This is a genomic window from Collinsella aerofaciens (genome assembly GCF_040926265.1).
Taxonomy (GTDB): domain Bacteria; phylum Actinomycetota; class Coriobacteriia; order Coriobacteriales; family Coriobacteriaceae; genus Collinsella; species Collinsella aerofaciens_BB.
Window position 1 is genome coordinate 1 of record NZ_JBCOIL010000004.1, and the last position, 18,866, is coordinate 18,866.

Annotated in this window: 12 protein-coding genes and 1 tRNA gene; 6 read left to right on the forward strand and 7 right to left on the reverse strand. The window is 58.7% G+C overall.

Annotated features, from left to right (window positions below):
- The first annotated feature begins 179 nt into the window (after positions 1–179).
- On the forward strand, positions 180–2,372 hold the full coding sequence (locus tag AB5767_RS01675) for a hypothetical protein (protein ID WP_368132163.1): 2,193 nt from the start codon (positions 180–182) through the stop codon (positions 2,370–2,372).
- 517 nt (positions 2,373–2,889) lie between these two features.
- Here the strand turns inward: AB5767_RS01675 and AB5767_RS01680 are convergent.
- The 4 genes from AB5767_RS01680 to AB5767_RS01695 all read right to left on the reverse strand — a co-directional run bounded on the left by AB5767_RS01680 (position 2,890) and on the right by AB5767_RS01695 (position 7,636).
- A tRNA-Gln gene (locus AB5767_RS01680) sits at positions 2,890–2,964 on the reverse strand.
- Positions 2,965–3,002: 38 nt separating this feature from the next.
- Complete coding sequence (locus tag AB5767_RS01685; protein WP_368132164.1) at positions 3,003–3,908, reverse strand: peptidoglycan-binding domain-containing protein; 906 nt, start codon at positions 3,906–3,908, stop codon at positions 3,003–3,005.
- A 138-nt stretch (positions 3,909–4,046) separates the two neighbouring features.
- Positions 4,047–5,060, reverse strand: coding sequence for a polyprenyl synthetase family protein (locus tag AB5767_RS01690; protein ID WP_368132165.1), 1,014 nt, complete (start codon positions 5,058–5,060; stop codon positions 4,047–4,049).
- A gap of 125 nt (positions 5,061–5,185) precedes the next feature.
- Positions 5,186–7,636, reverse strand: a complete 2,451-nt coding sequence (locus AB5767_RS01695; protein ID WP_368132166.1) for a PTS transporter subunit EIIC — start codon at positions 7,634–7,636, stop codon at positions 5,186–5,188.
- A gap of 229 nt (positions 7,637–7,865) precedes the next feature.
- Here AB5767_RS01695 and AB5767_RS01700 point away from each other — a divergent pair, with 229 nt between their 5' ends.
- From AB5767_RS01700 to AB5767_RS01720, 5 genes are all read left to right on the forward strand, one after another.
- Positions 7,866–8,585, forward strand: a complete 720-nt coding sequence (locus tag AB5767_RS01700) for a GntR family transcriptional regulator (protein WP_349071126.1) — start codon at positions 7,866–7,868, stop codon at positions 8,583–8,585.
- A 306-nt stretch (positions 8,586–8,891) separates the two neighbouring features.
- Positions 8,892–10,208 carry an ABC transporter substrate-binding protein gene (locus AB5767_RS01705; RefSeq protein ID WP_138341397.1) on the forward strand — a complete coding sequence of 439 codons (1,317 nt, stop codon included), beginning with the start codon at positions 8,892–8,894 and terminating at the stop codon, positions 10,206–10,208.
- Between the two features lie 87 nt (positions 10,209–10,295).
- Positions 10,296–11,150, forward strand: a complete 855-nt coding sequence (locus AB5767_RS01710) for a carbohydrate ABC transporter permease (RefSeq protein ID WP_055285610.1) — start codon at positions 10,296–10,298, stop codon at positions 11,148–11,150.
- On the forward strand, positions 11,150–11,989 hold the full coding sequence (locus AB5767_RS01715) for a carbohydrate ABC transporter permease (protein WP_022095055.1): 840 nt from the start codon (positions 11,150–11,152) through the stop codon (positions 11,987–11,989). Before AB5767_RS01710 ends, AB5767_RS01715 begins: the two co-directional genes overlap by 1 nt.
- Positions 11,990–12,056: 67 nt before the next feature.
- Complete coding sequence (locus tag AB5767_RS01720; protein ID WP_138113449.1) at positions 12,057–13,256, forward strand: ABC transporter ATP-binding protein; 1,200 nt, start codon at positions 12,057–12,059, stop codon at positions 13,254–13,256.
- Between the two features lie 377 nt (positions 13,257–13,633).
- Here the strand turns inward: AB5767_RS01720 and glgP are convergent, their stop codons facing one another.
- The 3 genes from glgP to galE all read right to left on the reverse strand — a co-directional run bounded on the left by glgP (position 13,634) and on the right by galE (position 18,817).
- The gene (gene glgP / locus AB5767_RS01725; protein WP_368132167.1) at positions 13,634–15,901 is read right to left on the reverse strand and encodes a glycogen/starch/alpha-glucan family phosphorylase; all 2,268 of its coding nucleotides are present in this window, start codon (positions 15,899–15,901) and stop codon (positions 13,634–13,636) included.
- A gap of 128 nt (positions 15,902–16,029) precedes the next feature.
- Positions 16,030–17,547 carry a 4-alpha-glucanotransferase gene (gene malQ / locus AB5767_RS01730; protein ID WP_233504904.1) on the reverse strand — a complete coding sequence of 506 codons (1,518 nt, stop codon included), beginning with the start codon at positions 17,545–17,547 and terminating at the stop codon, positions 16,030–16,032.
- A 208-nt stretch (positions 17,548–17,755) separates the two neighbouring features.
- The gene (gene galE / locus AB5767_RS01735) at positions 17,756–18,817 is read right to left on the reverse strand and encodes a UDP-glucose 4-epimerase GalE (protein WP_006235870.1); all 1,062 of its coding nucleotides are present in this window, start codon (positions 18,815–18,817) and stop codon (positions 17,756–17,758) included.
- Between the last annotated feature and the right edge of the window lie 49 nt (positions 18,818–18,866).

Sequence of the window (18,866 nt, forward strand, 5' to 3'; positions counted from 1 at the left end):
CGCGCCTTTAGACGCGAGCCCGGGGCCCGTGGGTTATACCCTAAGAGCAAACCACCCTTTTTAAGGGTGGTTCTGATGCAAAAGCGGGTGACGCTCGAGTGTTCTCGCAGATGTTTTGCGTGGATAAGGGCGCGCGTTGTACCATATAGACGTATATGTGTACATATGAAAGGGGCCCCGTGGCCAAGACGGTATATTCCGATAACCAAAATAATGTCGATGCCCTGGCTGAGCGTCTGAGCAGCCAGACATCGCTTTCTGCTGAGCGTGCCAAGCTGGTTGCCTACGACCTGCTTTGCCGCAAGGCGCTCAAGATCAAGTCGAGCGCGCTGGCGCAAATTTTCCGCTCCGTCGATAAGGAATGTGACACCAAGGCGATGCGCGATGAGCTTATCGCGGCAAATATCGTGACCAAGATCGAGGGTAGCGGCATTAGCGGGCGCCCGGCGTTCTATACCATCAATGCCGAGATCCGCGATGCCCAGGAGCAGCCTGCCGAGTCCGTCGAGGATTTTGTCGTCGAGGATCCCGCTGACGTGCCTGCTGTGGAAGAAGTTGCCCCGCGTGAGCATGTCGATACCGATGAGTTGCTCGATGAGAACGTCGTGCGTGCCTTTACGGCCAAGGCAGGACGCGGCGGTTTTGGCGGGGGTAGCAAGCGCGATGCGCAGCGCCGCGCCCAGCAGGAGCGCTTCCGTCGCGCCGTTGCTCGAAAGGGTGAGACGGATGCTGAGGCTGTTGAGACCGAGGTTGCCGCTGAGTCGCAGAAGCCCGCGAAGGAACAAAAGCCCGTGGAGGCCCAAGAGCCCAAGCGTCGTCGCGGTGCTCACTTCAAGGCTGCGCAGCAGGATGTCGCGCGTGAGGTTGAAGAGCCTTCCGAGGTTGCAGACGATGTTGAGGAGTCTGCCAAGAGGGCTCCGGGTTCGTGTCGTCCCGGCCGCGGTTTTGCAGGGCGCGCGTATCCCGTAAAGCGTCAGGAGAAGGGCGAGCCGGCTTCGACCGCTCAGGCCGATAAGGCCGAACAAACCGAGAAAACCGTTGAGCCGGCGGCTCGCGAGCAGCAACCTTCCGAGTCGCAGCCTGCGGCTGACACCGAGGTCAAAGTTCAACAGTCCGCTGATAAACAGGCGGGGGAGAGCGCTTCGAGCAAGCCCCGCCGTCGTCGTCACCGTGGCGGACGTGGCTCAAATGCCGAAACCGTGGCCGAGAAGGCGACAACGCAAAACAAGGATGTGAAGGCTGAGACCCCGGTGGAGCAGCCCAAGCGCCAGCCGGCGAAGGGGGACAAGCCTGAACGTTCGCAAAAGAGCTCGTCCGCGCCAAAGCAAGAGCGCAAAGCTCAGGCAGATTCCAAGCACAAATCCCAGGCGCAGCCCAAACCGACTGCAAACGATGCGGCCGCCCAGCAGCCTGAGCAGCCCGCTCATGGCGAGGTTTCGGCGTTTGCTCTGGCCCGTGTCCTGGGCAGGCAGCTGCTCAAGGTCGTTCCCACGCCAATGGCGCTCTCCAAGATTAAGGAGCAACAGACTCAAATCGTTAAGGTCGAGGGCAAGGACGGCAAAAAGGCTCCGCAGCGCACTCAGCACAACGAGATGTCCAACCGCAAGATTGCCGAGGAAATCGCAATCATCCAGGCTTGGATCGAGCAGAACCGAGGTGCCGATACGCCGGTTGCCTCGCGCCGCCAGCGTGCCTACCAGATCTTTAACGACGAGAAGGCTTTTGACGGCAAGCACGGTGAGCGCCTGATCAGGCGTATGACCGAAAAGGGCATCAGCATGCAGGCGATCAAGGTCGCTCCCAATCGCCCCGTGCACTTTACGGGTTTCTTTACGCTGGGTGCCGACAAGCCGTTCATTATGGTCGAGAACCTGGACACCTACGACGAGATCGTCAAGCTGCTGCGTGGCCGCAAGCACGCCAAGCTCTTTGGCATCAAGGTGGGCGGCGTGATTTTTGGCGGCGGATGCAAGGCAAGCGTCTCGCATGCCCTGGACGATTATCTGGCCGAGATTGGCTATCGCTTTAACTACGTCTACTATGTGGGCGATATCGACCGCGAGGGCGCGCGCATCGTCGAGCAGGCTCGCAATGCCAATGTGGTTGAGATTCGCCTGCATGCCGGCATGTACCGCGCCATGCTCGCCGAGCATAGGCGTCGCGTGAAGGCCGGCGGCGCGTGCGAGCCCGCTGCTGCCAACCAGGGCGTGCCGCAGAACCTGGCGGCGACGATTAAGGATCTGCCCATGGTTACGCGCGTGCAGTTCCGCAACGTGCTGCGCGAGGGCGGGCGCATTCCGCAGGAGATTCTGATGACCGCAGACTATCGGGATGGCGACTCGGGAAGCTTCGACCGCATGCTCAACAACTAGGGCGTTCGGCCCCGGGAGAGTGGGGACACCGGCTTAGGTTTCCTGCTCTACAGTCCTGCTCACGACGGAGGCCACATTAAGTGGCCTCCTGTTCGTGCGGAACTCGCGATAAACCTAAGCCGGTGTCCCCACTCTCCCGGGGCCTGCGGCTACTTGGTTGTCGCATGCGGCTCGCTTTTCGGAACTGGGCTGATATTTTCTAGATGAAAGGCGCTCTTGGTCCTTATGGGCCTGGGGCGCCTGTCTTTTAAAGGTAGATTTTTGGGAGGCCGGCACTTGGAGACGTTCCTTTAGTGCCGGCACTTTAGGAACGTCCCCAAGTGCCGGCTGTGGGACGGAGGGATTCCGCGTCCGCCTTTTCGGCGGCCGTGCCCCGCTGCGTCGCTTCGCTCCTTGCGTGCTGCGCTGGAAAACGCTTCGCGTTTCCTCGGATTCGCACCCTTGCGGGTTCGAATTTCTCCGCTTGCCCACAAGAAAGCGCCCTGGGCCGTTATGGGCTCAGGGCGCTCAATTTTAATGGCTGGGACGGAGGGATTCGAACCCCCAACAGCCGGCACCAAAAACCGGAGTTCTACCGTTGAACTACGTCCCAATGTGTGGTGTTGCCCAAAAGCAACTCGTTTAGTTTACCTAATCTGCGAGGGCATCGCAAACGCCATCGAGCAGGCGTACGGCGAGTGTCTGCGCGTCGCTGGCCGTGAAGGTGCCGTTGTAGCGCGTCATGCCCGTGAGCTCAATGCGAATGCGTGCCGGCTTCTGCTGTGCGGCGACATTGGCAGTGCGGATGCGCTGGGCTAGGTTGTGGCACTCGGCGAGGGCAATCGTGGCGCGCGGTGCGGCGTCGGCGGGCGGCTCGTCGCTTGCGATCTCGAGCACCAGGTCAACGTCGGTTGGGACCTCGGAGTCGCAGAGCATCATGCCGCTGTTGTCGGTCGTTGCCGTGGCGATATTCCACATACGCGACGCAACACTGCGTGCGATGGGGTCCTCGCCGATAACGGCAATCTGAAAGCGCTCGAGCACGTTGGCGGCGCGAGCAAAACCGATGCGGGACTCGGCTTCGGTGACCGAGGGCTTGCCCTCCCACACATGGTGCAGGCGGTTGATGTAGGCGTAGGTGTCCTGGAAGGCCATGCCGTCGGCAAACAGGCCGACATTTTCCTGGAACTGCTGCAGGGCGGCCTCGGTATGCGGACCAAAGTAGCCGTCGTCTTCGCCACAGGCAAAGCCCAAAACGTTGAGAGCGCGCTGCAGGGCCTGCACATCGGCGCCATGGAAATTGGGCATGCGCAGATAGAGGGTGCGGTCGCCCAGCTTATACGAAGCGTCTACAAGGGCGCTCCAACAGGGGATATCGACGGCATGACCGGCAGCAAGGCCGCTGTCGAGCCTGAAGGTGCTGACGGCCTGCTCAGTGGTGGCTCCAAAGTACTTGTCGGTGACTTCGGCGGCATCAATCGTGTAGCCGAGCTGCAGGAGACGAGACTGCACGTCCTCGACGGCTGCTCCTTGCATGCCCGTTGTAATAGGTTCCATGAACGAACCCCTTTCGGCGTACCATTCGTACTATTTGAGCGTCTGTCGGATAGACAACGCAAAGGGATGCATAAACATGCACTCAACAGTGTAGCAAGTTGTGCCTAAATACGCTGCTGACAGGTTTTATAACCCCCGTTAGTTAAGGCGCTCCACAAAGAAATCTGCCATGGAGAGGAACAGCTCGCGTGCGTGCGGATCAAGCTCAACGTTCTCGATGGCCGCTTTGGCCTTAGCGGTCAGGTCGAGCGCGTAAGTGTGGGCGTAATCGATAGAGCCGGTCTCCTGGAAGATCTCCACGGCGCGTGCGAGCTGCGCGGGATCATCGGTGCCCGAGGAAAGAAGCTCCTCGACCTCGTCGTGGTGGCGCTCATCAGAGAGGGCGTGTACGGCGACAAGCGTGCGCTTGCCCTCGGTGATGTCGGTGCGGAAGTCCTTGTTGGCGGCTTCCTTAGTGCCGACAAGGTTGAGCAGGTCGTCATGAATCTGAAAGGCAAGGCCTGTGTGTAGGCCAAAGGCGCGCAGCGCTTCGATTTGCTCATCGCTGCCGCCGCCGATAATGGCTCCGGCGGCAAGCGGCGTGGCTCCGCTGTAAAACGCGGTCTTGTGCGTCGCCATGTCCAGGTAGTCATCAACCGAGATATCAAAGCGCCCGTCACGGACCCAACCCAGGTCGAGTGCTTGACCCTCAATGGTGCGGACGATCATCTCGGTAAGCTCGTGGAGCACGCGCAGCTTCACGTCGGACTCCAGCGTAGAGTCGTCGAGAACCGTCTTGGTGACCATGGTGAGCGCCAGGTCGCCACAATTGATGGCAAGGCCCGTGCCCTCGGTAAGGTGCATACAGGGCTTGCCTCGACGAAGCTGTCCGTTGTCGGCGATGTCGTCGTGGATCAGCGCGCCCGACTGGAAATGCTCGATAGCTGCCGCGGCGCTGCGGGCGCTCTCAAAGCTACCGCCCACTGCGGTTGCGGCGAGCATGCAGATAAGCGGGCGGTGGCGCTTGCCGGCGTTGGCCGTAAAAGCCGAGAGCGGCGCATACAGGTAGCGCTCGATATCGGCAGAGGTCGCCTGTCCGTCAAAGAACGTGGCCAGATAGTCGTTAATCTGGTCAAAGTGCTGGGCTAAAAAGCTGGTAAACGGACTGGACACGGGTTCTCGCATTCTTTCTGAGGTTGCGTTGATGCAATATGCAGACAACATATTGCCACATTAGGGCGTTTGGCGCGGCAGTTTTGGCGATTTGGGACAACGGGCGTGCGTTTGATGGAGCGCGCCTAAATCAGCCTAAAATGCTCGAGCGCCGCAACGACACCGTCGTGATCGACGGTGTCGGTCACGTAATCGGCCTTATCCTTGAGATAGTCCGGTGCATTGCCCATGGCGATACCGACATCGACGGCGTTCATCAGCGAGACGTCATTGCTGGCGTCGCCAATGCCGTATACGGTTCCGTGGTGGGGATCGAGGGCGTCGAGTACAGACTGGATGCCCCCGCGCTTCGTGCATTCGCGGGGCGAGATTTCGGTTACCTCGAGTTCGAGCTCGTTAAAGCACAGCAGCGGCTCAAGTGCCTTATCTTGAGCGATGTGGTTGGCGAGCGATGTAGACATCAAGATCTTGTAGACACTGTAATGTTGCAGCTGCGTGACTGCGTCGCCCAGGGTGCGCGCGTATCCGGGAGCATCGGTGGCATCGGCACTCATGCGCACGACGCCGTTGAGGCCCTCAAAGCGGATGACCTCGCCCGATTGCTCAAGGTAGGGGGCAAGACGCTGCAGCATGCTGGGCGTCATCGACAGATCGCGAATTGTGTGTCCGTTGATCTCGGCGTAACCGCCCGCAAGACAGACGATGCCGGTCCAGGGCAGCTCAAGAAGTTTGGGGTGGATGCAGCTCAGGGTGCGTCCCGTGCAGATAAAGGCCATGTTGCCGTTGGCGACAAACTCGCGGATTGCCTGCGAAACCGCCTCGTTGGGATAGGGGGAGAGGTCCCGCTCGTCTTCGGGAAGGTCTTGGGCGAGCCTGGGGTCTTGCCAGGCGAGCGTTCCGTCGATATCGAAGAAGCAAATATTGCCGCGCTTATGGGCTGCGCTGGCGGCAGGGGAGGCCGAGGTGGTGGGCACAAATTCCGGCTCGAGGCCCATGATCTGGTCAAAATGCTCTTTAACGCGGGGAACGGAGATGCCGATGACCACCTGGGCGGTCTTGCCCGTAATGATGAGGCCCTTGGCGCCCACCGCGACAAACGACGCGTTATCTGCAACGATGGAAGGGTCTGCGACCTCGACGCGCAGGCGCGTGGCGCAGTTGGTTGCGCCCACGATATTGCCAACGCCACCTAAAAGCTGAATTATCCGCTCAGCGAGGACGTGATCTTGATCGGATCGACTATTGACCTCGTCATTGGGAGATTGCTCTTTGGCAAAGTCGCTTCCCGTTAAACAATCGATTGCCGCGCGATTGACGACATGATCCTCGCGGCCCGGAGTCTTAAGGTCATAGACCAAGATGAGTGCTCGAAAACTAACAAAAAAGATGAGGCTAAAGGCAAGGCCGATACCGAGCGCCAAAAGATAGGCACCGGCATGCGTGCGCATGAGCGGAATAAAGTTGAAGGCTGCCATCTCCATGAGGCCGCCCGAGAAGATGCCGACGATGCCAAAGAGATTCATGGTTGTGGCAAGGCAAGACGATAAGACGGCGTAGAGCAAAAAGAGCCCGGGGTGGGTGAACATAAAGAGAAACTCGAGTGGCTCAGTAACGCCGCAAACCACCGAGGCGATGATGGCGGGAACAAGGATGACCCTGAGGCCGGCGCGGCGCTCGGGTTTTGCGGTGGAGTAGAACGCAGCTGCGATGGCAGGAAGGCCAAAGAGCTTGACCCAGCCGGTGGCGGTAAAACCGGCCCACGGCGCAAGCTCATTAAGGGGGCGCGTGCTATGGGAGAGGATGGGGAGCAAACTGCTCCACGTGGCGTAGATGCCGTCGTTAATGACCAGGTTGTCGTAGTAGATTGGCATGTAGAGCAGGTGGTGCAGCCCCATAGGCTCGAGCGCTCGCTCCAAAAACACAAAGATGCCCACGCCAAAGGGGCCGACGCTCGTAAGTGCATGGCGCAGCGTTTCGGTCATTGCGTATACGGAGGGCACGATGGCGGCCGAGATAGCGGCAAGGGCAAACACGGCAAAAAAGCTGATGAGGTAGACCAGCGAGGAGCCCGAGAAGGTGCCGAGCCAATCGGGAACCTTGGCATCGTAGAAGCGGTCATGGATGGCAACGACGGTTGCCGATACCGTCAGCGGGCCGATAATGCCGGTGTCGAGCGTCTTGATGCCGTCGATGACGGTGATGCCGTTGGCGGGGGTCAAAGATGACGGGTACTTAAGCCCAAGGTTGTCTCCGCTCAGCTTAATGATCTCGCTCAAAAAGAAGCAATAGGCAAAATAGGCGACGAGAGCCTCGAGGCAGCAGCGTGCCGGTTGCTTTTGGGCAAGACCGATAGGCAGCGCTACGGCAAAAAGGAGCGGGAGGCGTTTAAAGACTGTCCATGAGCCGCGCTGGATGATGGCCCAAAAAACGTACCAAGGGGTTCCGTATACGGCGAGATCGCCGACGATGTCCGCAGTCGTTGCGAGAGCGGAGACGCCGACCATGAGGCCTGATATAGAAAACAGCATGGCGGGCGCGAACATTGCCCCGCCAAAGCGTTGGATTTTTTGCAGCATGTTCTGCCTTCCGAATATCGAGGCGCGTTGCGCGTGGGGAAACGTTTAAACAATGGATTCATTGTAGAGGACCAGACGATTGTCGTACCGGCAGTTTTGAGCGAAACCGATTTGGGCATGACAGAAACCGTCAACGGTTAAATCCTGTCGCTTTACCGATATTCGGTTTAAACAACTTTAAGAAATGCTATCGTGCCTAGCCGGAAATGAATAATGTAGAGGTGAAACAATGCCAAAAGCGATATACGAAGGAATCTACCGAGAAATACGCTCGCGCATCATTAATGGGACCTATGCGTTTCAGGAGATGCTGCCAACCGAAGCCGAGCTGACCGCGGAGTTCGGATGCACTCGCAATACCGTCCGTCGCGCCTTGAGTATGCTGGCCGACGGGATGTTTGTGCAGCCCATACACGGCAAGGGCGTGCGCGTTATTTGGCTTAAGGGCGAAACCGACATGTTGGGCGCACTCGAAGAGGTTGAGTCGTTTGGCGAGTTTGCAAAGCGCAACAATGCCGTTGCATCGACGGACGTTAAGTCTTTTGAACATTTGATTTGCACTGAGCAACTTTCTCGTCGCCTGGGCTTTAAGGTGGGCGAGGAGCTGATTCGTGTAGTGCGTGTCCGAAGCCTCAACGGCAATGCTCGCCAGGTGGACCACGGCTACTTTTTGGAGTCGATCGCCAAGGGTCTGACGCCCGAGATCGCTGCAAAGTCAATTTACGACTATCTGGAGCACAAACGCGGCGTCAAAGTGATGGCGAGTCGCCGTACGGTGAGCGTCGAGCTTGCCAACGATGAGGACTGCAGCTACTTGGACCTTGGCAAATACAACTGTGTCGCCGTCATGGAGAGCCAGTCATACACCTCGGATGGCATTTTGTTCGAGGTTACGCACGCCCGTACGCATCCTGAGATCTTCCACTACCGCGTCAACTCCAAGCGATAGCCGGCTAGCTCGCAGCCTGACGAGACTCATGCCCTCAAAGAGAAAACGCCCGGTCAAACCGACGATGCATCGGCTTGACCGGGCGTTTTCTCTGCATTCGATAACAAATAATTGTTTATACAAAACTTGTCAAGTATCAAGTTGAAATTACCGTTCACCGAAGTTTTTCTACCGCTCTAGTAATACTTGTTCAAACAACTAGCTAAATAGCGTATCGTACAAATCAGCAAAAGGGGCAAAGTCCCCGAGCCAATCTCCGAAGGCGGCGGCAAAGGGTGCCGCCACGGTGTGAAAGGGTGGATTGTAATGAAGAACGAAATGAGCAGAAGGCAGTTCCTGGGCTTTGCTGGTTCCGCGGCTGCGGTTCTTGGTCTGGGTCTCGTGGGCTGCGGCGGTTCTGCTGGCTCCGGCTCCTCTGCTTCTGGTGACGCTGCCGAGGTCTACTTCCTCCAATTCAAGCCCGAGGTCGACAAGGAGTGGAAGGAGATCGCCAAGGCCTATAAGAAGGAGAAGGGCGTCGAGGTCAAGATCGTGACCGCCGCCTCCAACACCTACGAGGAGAAGCTCAAGTCCGAGATGTCCAAGAGCTCCGCTCCGACCCTGTTCCAGGTCAACGGCCCCACCGGTCTTAAGAACTGGAAGGATTACTGCGCCGACCTGTCCGATACCAAGCTCCGCGGTGAGCTCATTGACGACTCCCTGGCTCTGCAGTCCGACGGCAAGGATCTGGGTATCGACTGGGTCCAGGAGAGCTACGGCATTATCTACAACAAGCAGCTGCTCGAGAAGGCTGGCTACAAGGCCGAGGACATCAACTCCTTCGACAAGCTGAAGGCTTGTGCCGACGACATCCAGGCCCGCAAGGACGAGCTTGGTGTTGAGGGTGCCTTCACTTCCGCCGGCATGGATGACTCCTCCAGCTGGCGCTACACCACCCACCTTGCCAACCTCCCGCTCTACTACGAGTTCGAGAAGGAGCACAACCAGGAGGACGACGAGATCAAGGGCGAGTATCTCGACAACTTCAAGCAGATTTTCGACCTGTACATCACCGACTCCACCTGCGATCCTTCGCAGCTTGCCTCCAAGACCGGCGACGACGCCACCAACGAGTTCGCAACCGGCAAGGCCGTCTTCTATCAGAACGGTTCTTGGGCCTACGCTGACCTCACCAAGGCCGGCATGACCGACGATCAGATTGGCATGATGCCCATCTACATTGGTGTCGACGGCGAGGAGAACCAGGGCCTGTGCTCCGGCGGCGAGAACTACTGGTGCGTCAGCTCCCAGGCTTCCGAGGATGCCCAGAAGGCAACCGAGGACTTCATGTATTGGTGCGTTACTTCTGACACCGCCACCAGCATCATCGCTGACAAGATGGGTCTGACTGCCCCGTTCAAGAGCGCTAAGGAGACCACCAACGTCTTCTCGCAGCAGGCCGTTGCCATGGCCAAGGACGGCAAGAAGACCGTCGCTTGGGACTTCGTCTACATCCCCTCTGAGGAGTGGAAGAAGAACCTCAAGCAGGCTCTGATCGCCTATGCTGCCGACAACAGCAAGTGGGACGGCGTCAAGAACGCCTTCGTCGATGGCTGGAAGACCGAGAAGGCTGCTTCCGAGTAAGTAGTTGCTGCCCAAGCTATCTGATTAGCGACAGGGGGCGGGCAGACGTTGGTTTGCCCGCCCCCTGCATATTGAAAGGACCCTTCTATGGGCAAAGCACTCAAGCGCTGGTGGCCGCTCTTTATGCTGCCCACGTGCCTGGCGTTTATGATCGGGTTCGTGATCCCCTTTATCCAGGGCTTCTATCTCTCGTTCTGCCAGTTTATTACCATCAACAATACGCACTTTGTCGGTATCGAGAACTACGTGCGCGCACTGTCCGATCCGCAGTTTGCCACGTCGTTCTTCTTTACCGTGGCGTTTGCCTTCCTGTCGACGGTGCTCATCAACGTGATCGCCCTCGCCATTGCGCAGGCGCTCACCCGCAAAGCGCTCAAGGGCACCAATATCTTCCGTACGATCTTCTTTATGCCTAATCTGATCGGCGGCATCGTGCTGGGCTACATCTGGCAGATTCTGATCAACTGCCTGCTCTCCAACGTGGGCGCCCAGCTCATTGCCCTTAACTCTGCTGCTGGCTTCTGGGGCCTTATCATCCTGACCCTGTGGCAGCAGGTCGGCTACATGATGATCATCTACATCGCTGGTCTGCAGTCCATTCCGTCCGACTACATCGAGGCCGCCAAGGTCGACGGTGCCACGGCATGGCAGACGTTTTGGAAGGTTAAGATCCCTAACCTGATGCCGACCATCACTATCTGCCTGTTCTTGTCCATCACCAACGGCTTTAAGCTGTTCGACCAGAACCTCGCCCTTACCGGCGGCGCCCCCGCGCACTCCACCGAGATGCTCGCCCTGAACATCTACAACACGTTCTATTCGCGTGCCGGTATCGCATGGCAGGGCATTGGTCAGGCCAAGGCGGTTATCTTCTGCATCCTGGTCGTGGCCATCTCCATGATCCAGCTTAAGGCCACGAGGTCCAAGGAGGTGCAGCAGTAATGAAACGCGATAAGGTTATCAACCGCGCGCTCTCGATTTTCTTTACGATCCTGTCGCTCGCGTGGATCTACCCCGTGTTCATGATTGCGCTTAATTCTTTTAAGAAAGCGACCGCAATCAGCACCACCACGGCATTCGATCTGCTCACGCCCGAGACGTTCAACGGCCTCGCAAACTACATGCACGCCCTTAACGAGCAGGGCTTTGCCTCGGCATTTATGTACTCGCTCATCATCACGGTCACGTCGGTCGTGCTGATCTTGGTGTGCTGCTCCATGTGCGCTTGGTACGTGGTTCGTGTCAACAACAAGATCTCGAACTTCTTCTATTACCTGTTCGTGTTCTCGATGGTCGTGCCGTTCCAGATGCTCATGTTCACGCTGTCCAATTTGGCGGACCGCATCGGCTTCAACACGCCGTTCAACATCTGCTTTATCTACCTCGGCTTTGGCGCGGGCCTGGCGGTCTTTATGTTCGCCGGTTTTGTAAAGAACATCCCGCTCGAGATCGAGGAGGCGGCCATGATTGATGGCTGCAACCCGGTCCAGGTGTTCTTTAAGATCGTCCTTCCCATCATGAAGCCCACCTATCTTTCGGTCGGCATCCTCGAGACCATGTGGGTCTGGAACGACTATCTGCTGCCCTACCTTACGCTCGACTCCACCAAGTACAAGACCATTCCTATCTTGATCCAGTACTTCCGCGGCGGCTACGGCCACGTCGAGCTCGGCCCCATGATGGCCTGCATCATGATGGTCGTTATCCCCATCGTCATCATGTACATCCTCTGCCAGAAGTACATCATCGACGGTGTGGTGGCAGGTGCCGTCAAGGGCTGATGCCGTAACTGTTTTGCAAGTTTCTGCGGCGCCCTCAACATGGCGCCGCATATCGAAAGGTAGAGACATGGCCGAGATCGTTCTCAAGCATGTTCAGAAGGTGTATCCCAACACCGAGTCCAAAAAGAAGGGCTTCTTTGGCAAAAAGAAGAAGACCGAGGAGAAGAAGCACAACCTCAAGGTTACCGAGGACGGTGTGCTCGCTGTAGAGGACTTCAACCTCACCGTTCACGACCAGGAGTTCGTCGTCCTCGTTGGCCCCTCTGGCTGCGGCAAGTCCACGACGATGCGCATGGTCGCCGGCCTGGAGGACATCACCTCGGGCGATGTGCTCATCGATGGCAAGCGCGTCAACGACGTGGCACCCAAGGACCGCGACATCGCCATGGTGTTCCAGAGCTATGCTCTGTACCCCAATATGACGGTGTACGAGAACATGGCGTTTACGCTTGAGCTCAAGAAGGTTCCCAAGGACGAGATCGACCGCAAGGTTCGCTCTGCTGCCGAGATTCTGGGCATTACCGAGTACCTCGACCGTAAGCCCAAGGCGCTCTCCGGCGGCCAGCGCCAGCGTGTCGCTATCGGCCGCGCCATCGTGCGTGACCCCAAGGTCTTCCTGATGGACGAGCCGCTGTCCAACCTGGACGCCAAGCTTCGTAACCAGATGCGTGCCGAGCTCATTAAGCTGCGCCACGAGATCAAGGGCACGTTCATTTATGTTACTCACGACCAGACCGAGGCTATGACCCTCGGTGACCGTATCGTGGTCATGAAGGACGGCGTCGTCCAGCAGATCGCCACCCCGCAGGAGGTCTTCAATCATCCCGCGAACATCTTCGTTGCCGGCTTTATCGGCGTGCCGCAGATGAACTTCTTCGATGCCCAGCTGGTGCGCTCGGGCAACGGCTTTACCGTCAAGACCGAGGATATGAACGTGGCGCTCGCCCCCGAGACTTGCGCTCAGCTTGCCCTCAACTGGGACGGCGGCGACGTGAAGGAGATTACGGCCGGCGTGCGTCCCGAGCAGATCCTGCTTGCCGACAAGGGCGAGGAGGGCGCGCTCCAGGGTACCGTCGAGGTGACCGAGCTCATGGGCTCGACCGAGCATGTCCACGTGACCGCTCCCGACGGCCAGTTTGTCCTGATTATCCCCGTCGTCGACCTCGAGGCCAAGGGCGCGCTCAAGGCTGGCGACACCATCTGGTTCAAGTTCGAGAAGAACGCGACCCACCTCTTCGATAAGGTCTCTGGCAAGAACCTTATCTAGGCCCGGTGCATCCAGGCCCTCCCTTTGGGCGACTGCGGTATTGCCATCCTTTTGCCGCGGTCACATATAAGGCTCCCCTCCCGTCCACTGGGCGAGAGGGGAGCCTTTCTTTGTGTCGGGGCTGTCTGACCGGTCGTTTGTCTCGATCTGTAACGGGTAGGGCCGATTTCGGACGTTAGATGTTACAGATCGAGATAGACCCAAGGGGAGGGGCCGGTATGTCTCAATCTGTAACAGCTGGGGCCGTTTTTACCGAGTAGCTGTTACAGATCGAGATTCTTCGGTCGAGTCGGGTCACAGGATAACGTGCGGGCACAAAAAACGGAGCCGTGTTGCCACGACTCCGTTTCTCAAGAGGATGGGTAAGGGAAGCGAAATTAGCTCAGGTGCCAAATCTCGTCGTTGTACTGGGAGATCGTGCGGTCAGACGAGAAGGTGCCGGCGTTGGCGATGTTGATCAGCGCCTTGCGCATCCAAGCGTCCTGGTCCTCGTAGTCGGCCAGCACGCGCTCCTTGGTTTGGATGTACTCCTCAATGTCGAGCAGGGCCATAAACCAGTCCTTGCCCTTAATGTCGTCGTGCAGGCGCTGCAGGCGCTCGGCGTTGCCGGTCGCCATAAAGGCGGGGTTGGTGATGAAGTCCACCAGCAGCTTGATGCCGGGCTTGCGATAGAGCGCGCCGGCGTCATAGCTGCCGTCGGCGTAGAGCTGCTCGACCTGCTTGGAAGAGGCACCAAAGGTATAGATGTTCTCGTCGCCCACGAGCTCGGCAATCTCCACGTTGGCACCGTCAAGCGTGCACAGGGTTAAAGCACCGTTGAGCATGAACTTCATGTTGGAGGTGCCGCTCGCCTCCTTGGAGGCCAAGCTGATCTGCTCGGAGATATCGGCGGCGGGGATCACACGCTCAGCAGCGGTGACGTTGTAGTTCTCGATCATGACAACCTGCAGGTAGGGGGCCACGTCGGGGTCGTTGGCGATCCACTGCGACAGCGTCAGAATCAGATGGATGATGTCCTGGGCGATGGTGTAGGCAGGTGCCGCCTTGCCGCCGAAGATGATGGTGATGGGGTGCTTAGGTCTGTTGCCGTTCTTGATATCGAGGTACTTCCAGATGATGTAGAGCGCGAGCATCTGCTGGCGCTTGTACTCGTGGATACGCTTGACCTGAACATCGATGATGGCGTTGGAGGGAATGGTCACACCCTGCTCGAGCGCCATGAACTGGCGCATGATGGTCTTGGCCTCGGCCTTGGTGGCGGCCAGGCGCTCAAGAACATCCTTGTCGTTAGCGAATTCGGCGAGCTTGCTCAGGTCGCCGGTGCTGCGCCAATCGGTGCCGATCACATCGTCGAGCAGGTTGGCGAGCGCGGGGTTGGCGCCATGGATCCAACGACGGAAGGTGATGCCGTTGGTCTTGTTGGAGAACTTCTCGGGATAGATCTCGTAGAACGGGTGAAGCTCGGTGTCCTCCAGAATCTTGGTGTGGAGTGCGGCGACGCCATTGATGGAGAAGCCAAAGTGAATGTCCACGTGGGCCATGTGGACGGTGTCGTGCTCGTCGATGATGGCGACGCGCGGGTCGTCGTGCTCGGCCTTGGCAACCTCGTCGAGCTTGACGATGATGTCGGCGATGGCGGGCGAGACCTTCTGCAGGCTGGCGAGCGGCCACTTCTCGAGCGCCTCGGCAAGGATCGTGTGGTTGGTGTAGGCGACCATGGAGCGCACGATGGCAACGGCCTCGTCAAACTCGATGTCGTGCTCGGTGGTGAGCAGGCGGATGAGCTCAGGAATGACCATGGTGGGGTGCGTGTCGTTGATCTGGACCACGGCGTAGTCGGCCAGATCGTGCAGGTTGCTGCCGCGCTCGACGGCCTCGTCGATCAGGAGCTGGGCGGCGTTGCTCACCATGAAGTACTCCTGGTAGATGCGAAGCAGGCGGCCCTGCTCATCGGAATCATCCGGATAAAGGAACAAGGTGAGGTTCTTGGCGATCTTCGTCTTGTCGAAGTCGATGGAGCTGCTGGGGACCAGGCCGTCGTCGACACTTGCCAGGTCAAACAGACGCAGGCGGTTCTTGGTGGGCTGGCCGTAACCGGGCACATCGATGTTGACGAGCTTGGAGGTGACGGCAAAATCGCCAAACTCGACGGTGTAGGAGTGGTCGTCATCGATCAGGATGTCCTGCTCGCTAAGCCACTCGTCGGGGACGGCCTTTTGCTGGTTGTCGGTAAAACGCTGACGGAACAGACCGTAATGGTAATTGAGGCCCACACCGTCGCCGGTAAGGCCCAGCGTGGCAATGGAATCCAGGAAGCACGCGGCCAGACGGCCCAGGCCGCCGTTGCCCAGCGACGGTTCGACCTCAAACTCCTCAATCTTGTTGAGGTCGTGGCCGGCAGCGGTGAGCTGGTCTTTAACCTCGGCATAGATGCCAAGGTCGATCATGTTGTTGATCAGCAGTTTTCCAATCAAAAACTCAGCAGAGATGTAGTAGAGCTTTTTCTTGCCATTGTTGAGCGGGCAGGCGGCGGAGCGCTCCTGTACGAGCTTGACCAGCAGTTTGTAAATGCGGCGGTCATCGAGTTGCTCGAGCGAAGTTCCAAAGGACTGCTCGGCGAGTTCCATGAGGTTAATTTGGGGCATGTTTTCTCCTGTGATGGGTTGTTTCATGTCTGCAATTCATAAGAAGCCCGCGCGAGGGGATTGGGGTGGCCTCGCGCGGGAAAAGCAAGCGCGTCCGCACGGTGGGGAGGGGTCGGGCGCGGTAGCTCCTATTGAGGAAGCTCGATTTCGGCTTCCGACGGGATGCGGAAGTAGGTCTCGGTCCAGTCGGTGAGTTTGTGCTCGAGCTCGCGGGTGATGGCGCCGTCGAGCATGCGCCAGGTCCAGTTGCCGCCCAGCGTGGCAGGGGTGTTGATGCGCGCCTCGTTGCCCAAGTTGAGCAGGTCCTGCATGGTGTAGATGCACGTGTCGCTCACGCTGGCGGCGATGGTGCGATTGAGTGCATCTGCCATGGGTTCGCCGGCCTGCTGATGGGTGTACAGGGCTGCCTGCTCACGCTGACGCGGGGTGGCCGTTCCCTCAAACCAACCGCGCGCCGTCTCGTTGTCGTGGGTGCCCACATAGGCGACGGTGTTGGCGATGTAGTTATGCGGCAGGTAGTACGAGTTGGTGCCCTCAAAGGCAAACTGCAGGATCTTCATGCCGGGGAAGCCCGAGTTGTCGCGCATGTCGATGACGCCGGGGGTGAGGAAGCCCAGGTCCTCGGCGATGATGGGCAGCGTGCCGAGCTTTTCCTCGAGCGTCTTGAAGAACTTGAGGCCGGGACCCTGCGTCCACGAACCGTAGGACGAATCGGGTGAGGAGAACGGCACCTCCCAATAGGCCTCGAAGCCGCGGAAGTGATCCAGGCGGATGACGTCGTACATGTCGAGGGCGGCGCGAATGCGGCCCTCCCACCAGGAGAAGCCGTCGGACTCCATGGCGTCCCAGTCGTAGATGGGGTTGCCCCAGTACTGGCCGGTGGCCGAGAACTGGTCGGGCGGCGTGCCGGCGACGCTCACCGGATTGCCGGCGGCGTCGATCTTAAAGAGCTCAGGTGTCGCCCACATCTCGACGGAGTCACGCGAGACATAGATGGGCAGGTCGCCGATGATGAGAATGTCGCGCTCGTTGGCATAGGCCTTGAGGCGGCTCCACTGGCGATCGAAAAAGTACTGCGTCATCTGGTGGTAGAGCATATGCGCCGGATGGTCGGCGCAGACCTTGGCGGAAGCCTCGCCGCGGGTGCGGAGCTCCGCGGGCCACTCCCAAAACGCCTTGAGACCGCACTCCTCTTTGACGGTCATGAACTCACAGTAGGGGATGAGCCAGTCCTCGTTGGCCTGGATAAAGTCATCGAAATCGGCCGGCTTGTCGGCAGCAAAGCGCTCAGCGGCGCGGTCGAGAATCTGACGGCGGCCGTCAAAGATAGCACCGTAGTCGACATTGCTGGGGTCGGATCCCAGATACACGCCATCGATATCGCGCTGCTCCAGATACCCTGCCTCGATAAGCTCGGCAAAGTCGATAAAGTTGGGGTTGCCTGCGCGGGCCGAGAACGACTGATAGGGCGAATCGCCATAGCTGGTCGTCGTAAGGGGCAGAATCTGCCAGTAATGTTGTTTGCACGAGGCGAGAAAATCGACGAAGTCGTAGGCATTCCAGCCAAAGCCGCCGATTCCGTATGGTCCGGGCAGAGATGAGACGGGCATGAGGACGCCGCTTGCACGCTCCATGAATGCGCTCACCAACCTTCTTGTTGTGGGGTCGGCCTGCCGATGGGTGTGCAGTCCGCCTCCGATGTTCTGATTCGGTACGCCTATTGTAAAACATGTTGTTTAAACATGTACAGGCAAGATAAAAAAGTTGGTCGATTTTCGGCGAATGGTTACATGCCATGAAAAAGCCCCGACCTCACAACGTGAGATCGGGGCAAGAGCGGTATGTAGGTTTTTGCTACTCGGCGTCGGCGAAGCCGTTGGGGTTGTGGCTCTGCCAGTTCCAGCTATCGCGGCACATGTCCGCGATGTCGTACTGGGCCTTCCAGCCCATCATGCGCTCGGCCTTGGAGGCATCGCACCAGTTGGCAGCGATGTCGCCGGCGCGGCGCTCGCGGATCACGTAGGGCAGCTCCTTGCCACAAGCCTTGGAGAAGGCGGCGACGACCTCGAGTACCGAGGTGCCGGTGCCGGTGCCCAGGTTAAAGATCTCGACGCCGGTCTTGCCGTTCATCCAATTAAGGGCGGCAACGTGACCAGAGGCCAGATCGCACACGTGGATGTAGTCGCGCACGCCGGTGCCGTCGGGGGTGGGGTAGTCGTTGCCAAAGACCTGAACGGCCTCGAGCTTGCCCACGGCAACCTGGGCGACATAGGGCACCAGGTTGTTGGGGATGCCCTTGGGGTCCTCGCCGATCAGGCCCGACGGATGAGCGCCAATGGGGTTGAAGTAACGGAGCAGCACGACGTCCCACTCGGGGTCGGCGGTGTGGACGTCCATAAGGATCTGCTCGATCATCCACTTGGTCCAACCATAGGGGTTGGTCGCGGGCTTCTTAGGATCCTCCTCGGTGACGGGCGGGTTGTCCGGGTCGCCGTAGACGGTCGAGGAGCTCGAGAAGATGATGGACTTGCAGCCATGGTTGCGCATGACGTCGATGAGCACCAGGGTGTTCTCGATGTTGTTGTGGTAGTACTCGACGGGCTTGCTCACCGACTCGCCGACGGCCTTAAAGCCGGCAAAGTGGATGACGCGGTCGATCTGATGGGTATCGAAGATCTTGTTCATCGCATCGCGGTCGAGCACGTTGGCCTCGTAGAAGGTGAGGTTCTTGGCGGCCTCGTCGCCCACGATGGTCTTGACGCGGTCGACGGCGACGGCGCTGGAGTTGGAGAGATCATCGACGATGACGACCTGGTAACCACCCTCGAGCAGCTGAACGACGGTGTGCGAGCCGATAAAGCCGGCGCCACCGGTAACGAGGACACAGGTGTCTTTGGGGTCGAGTGCTTTGGACATGTAGTCTCCTATCGAATCAGGAACACTTCTTCAGGGGAGTATAGCGCAG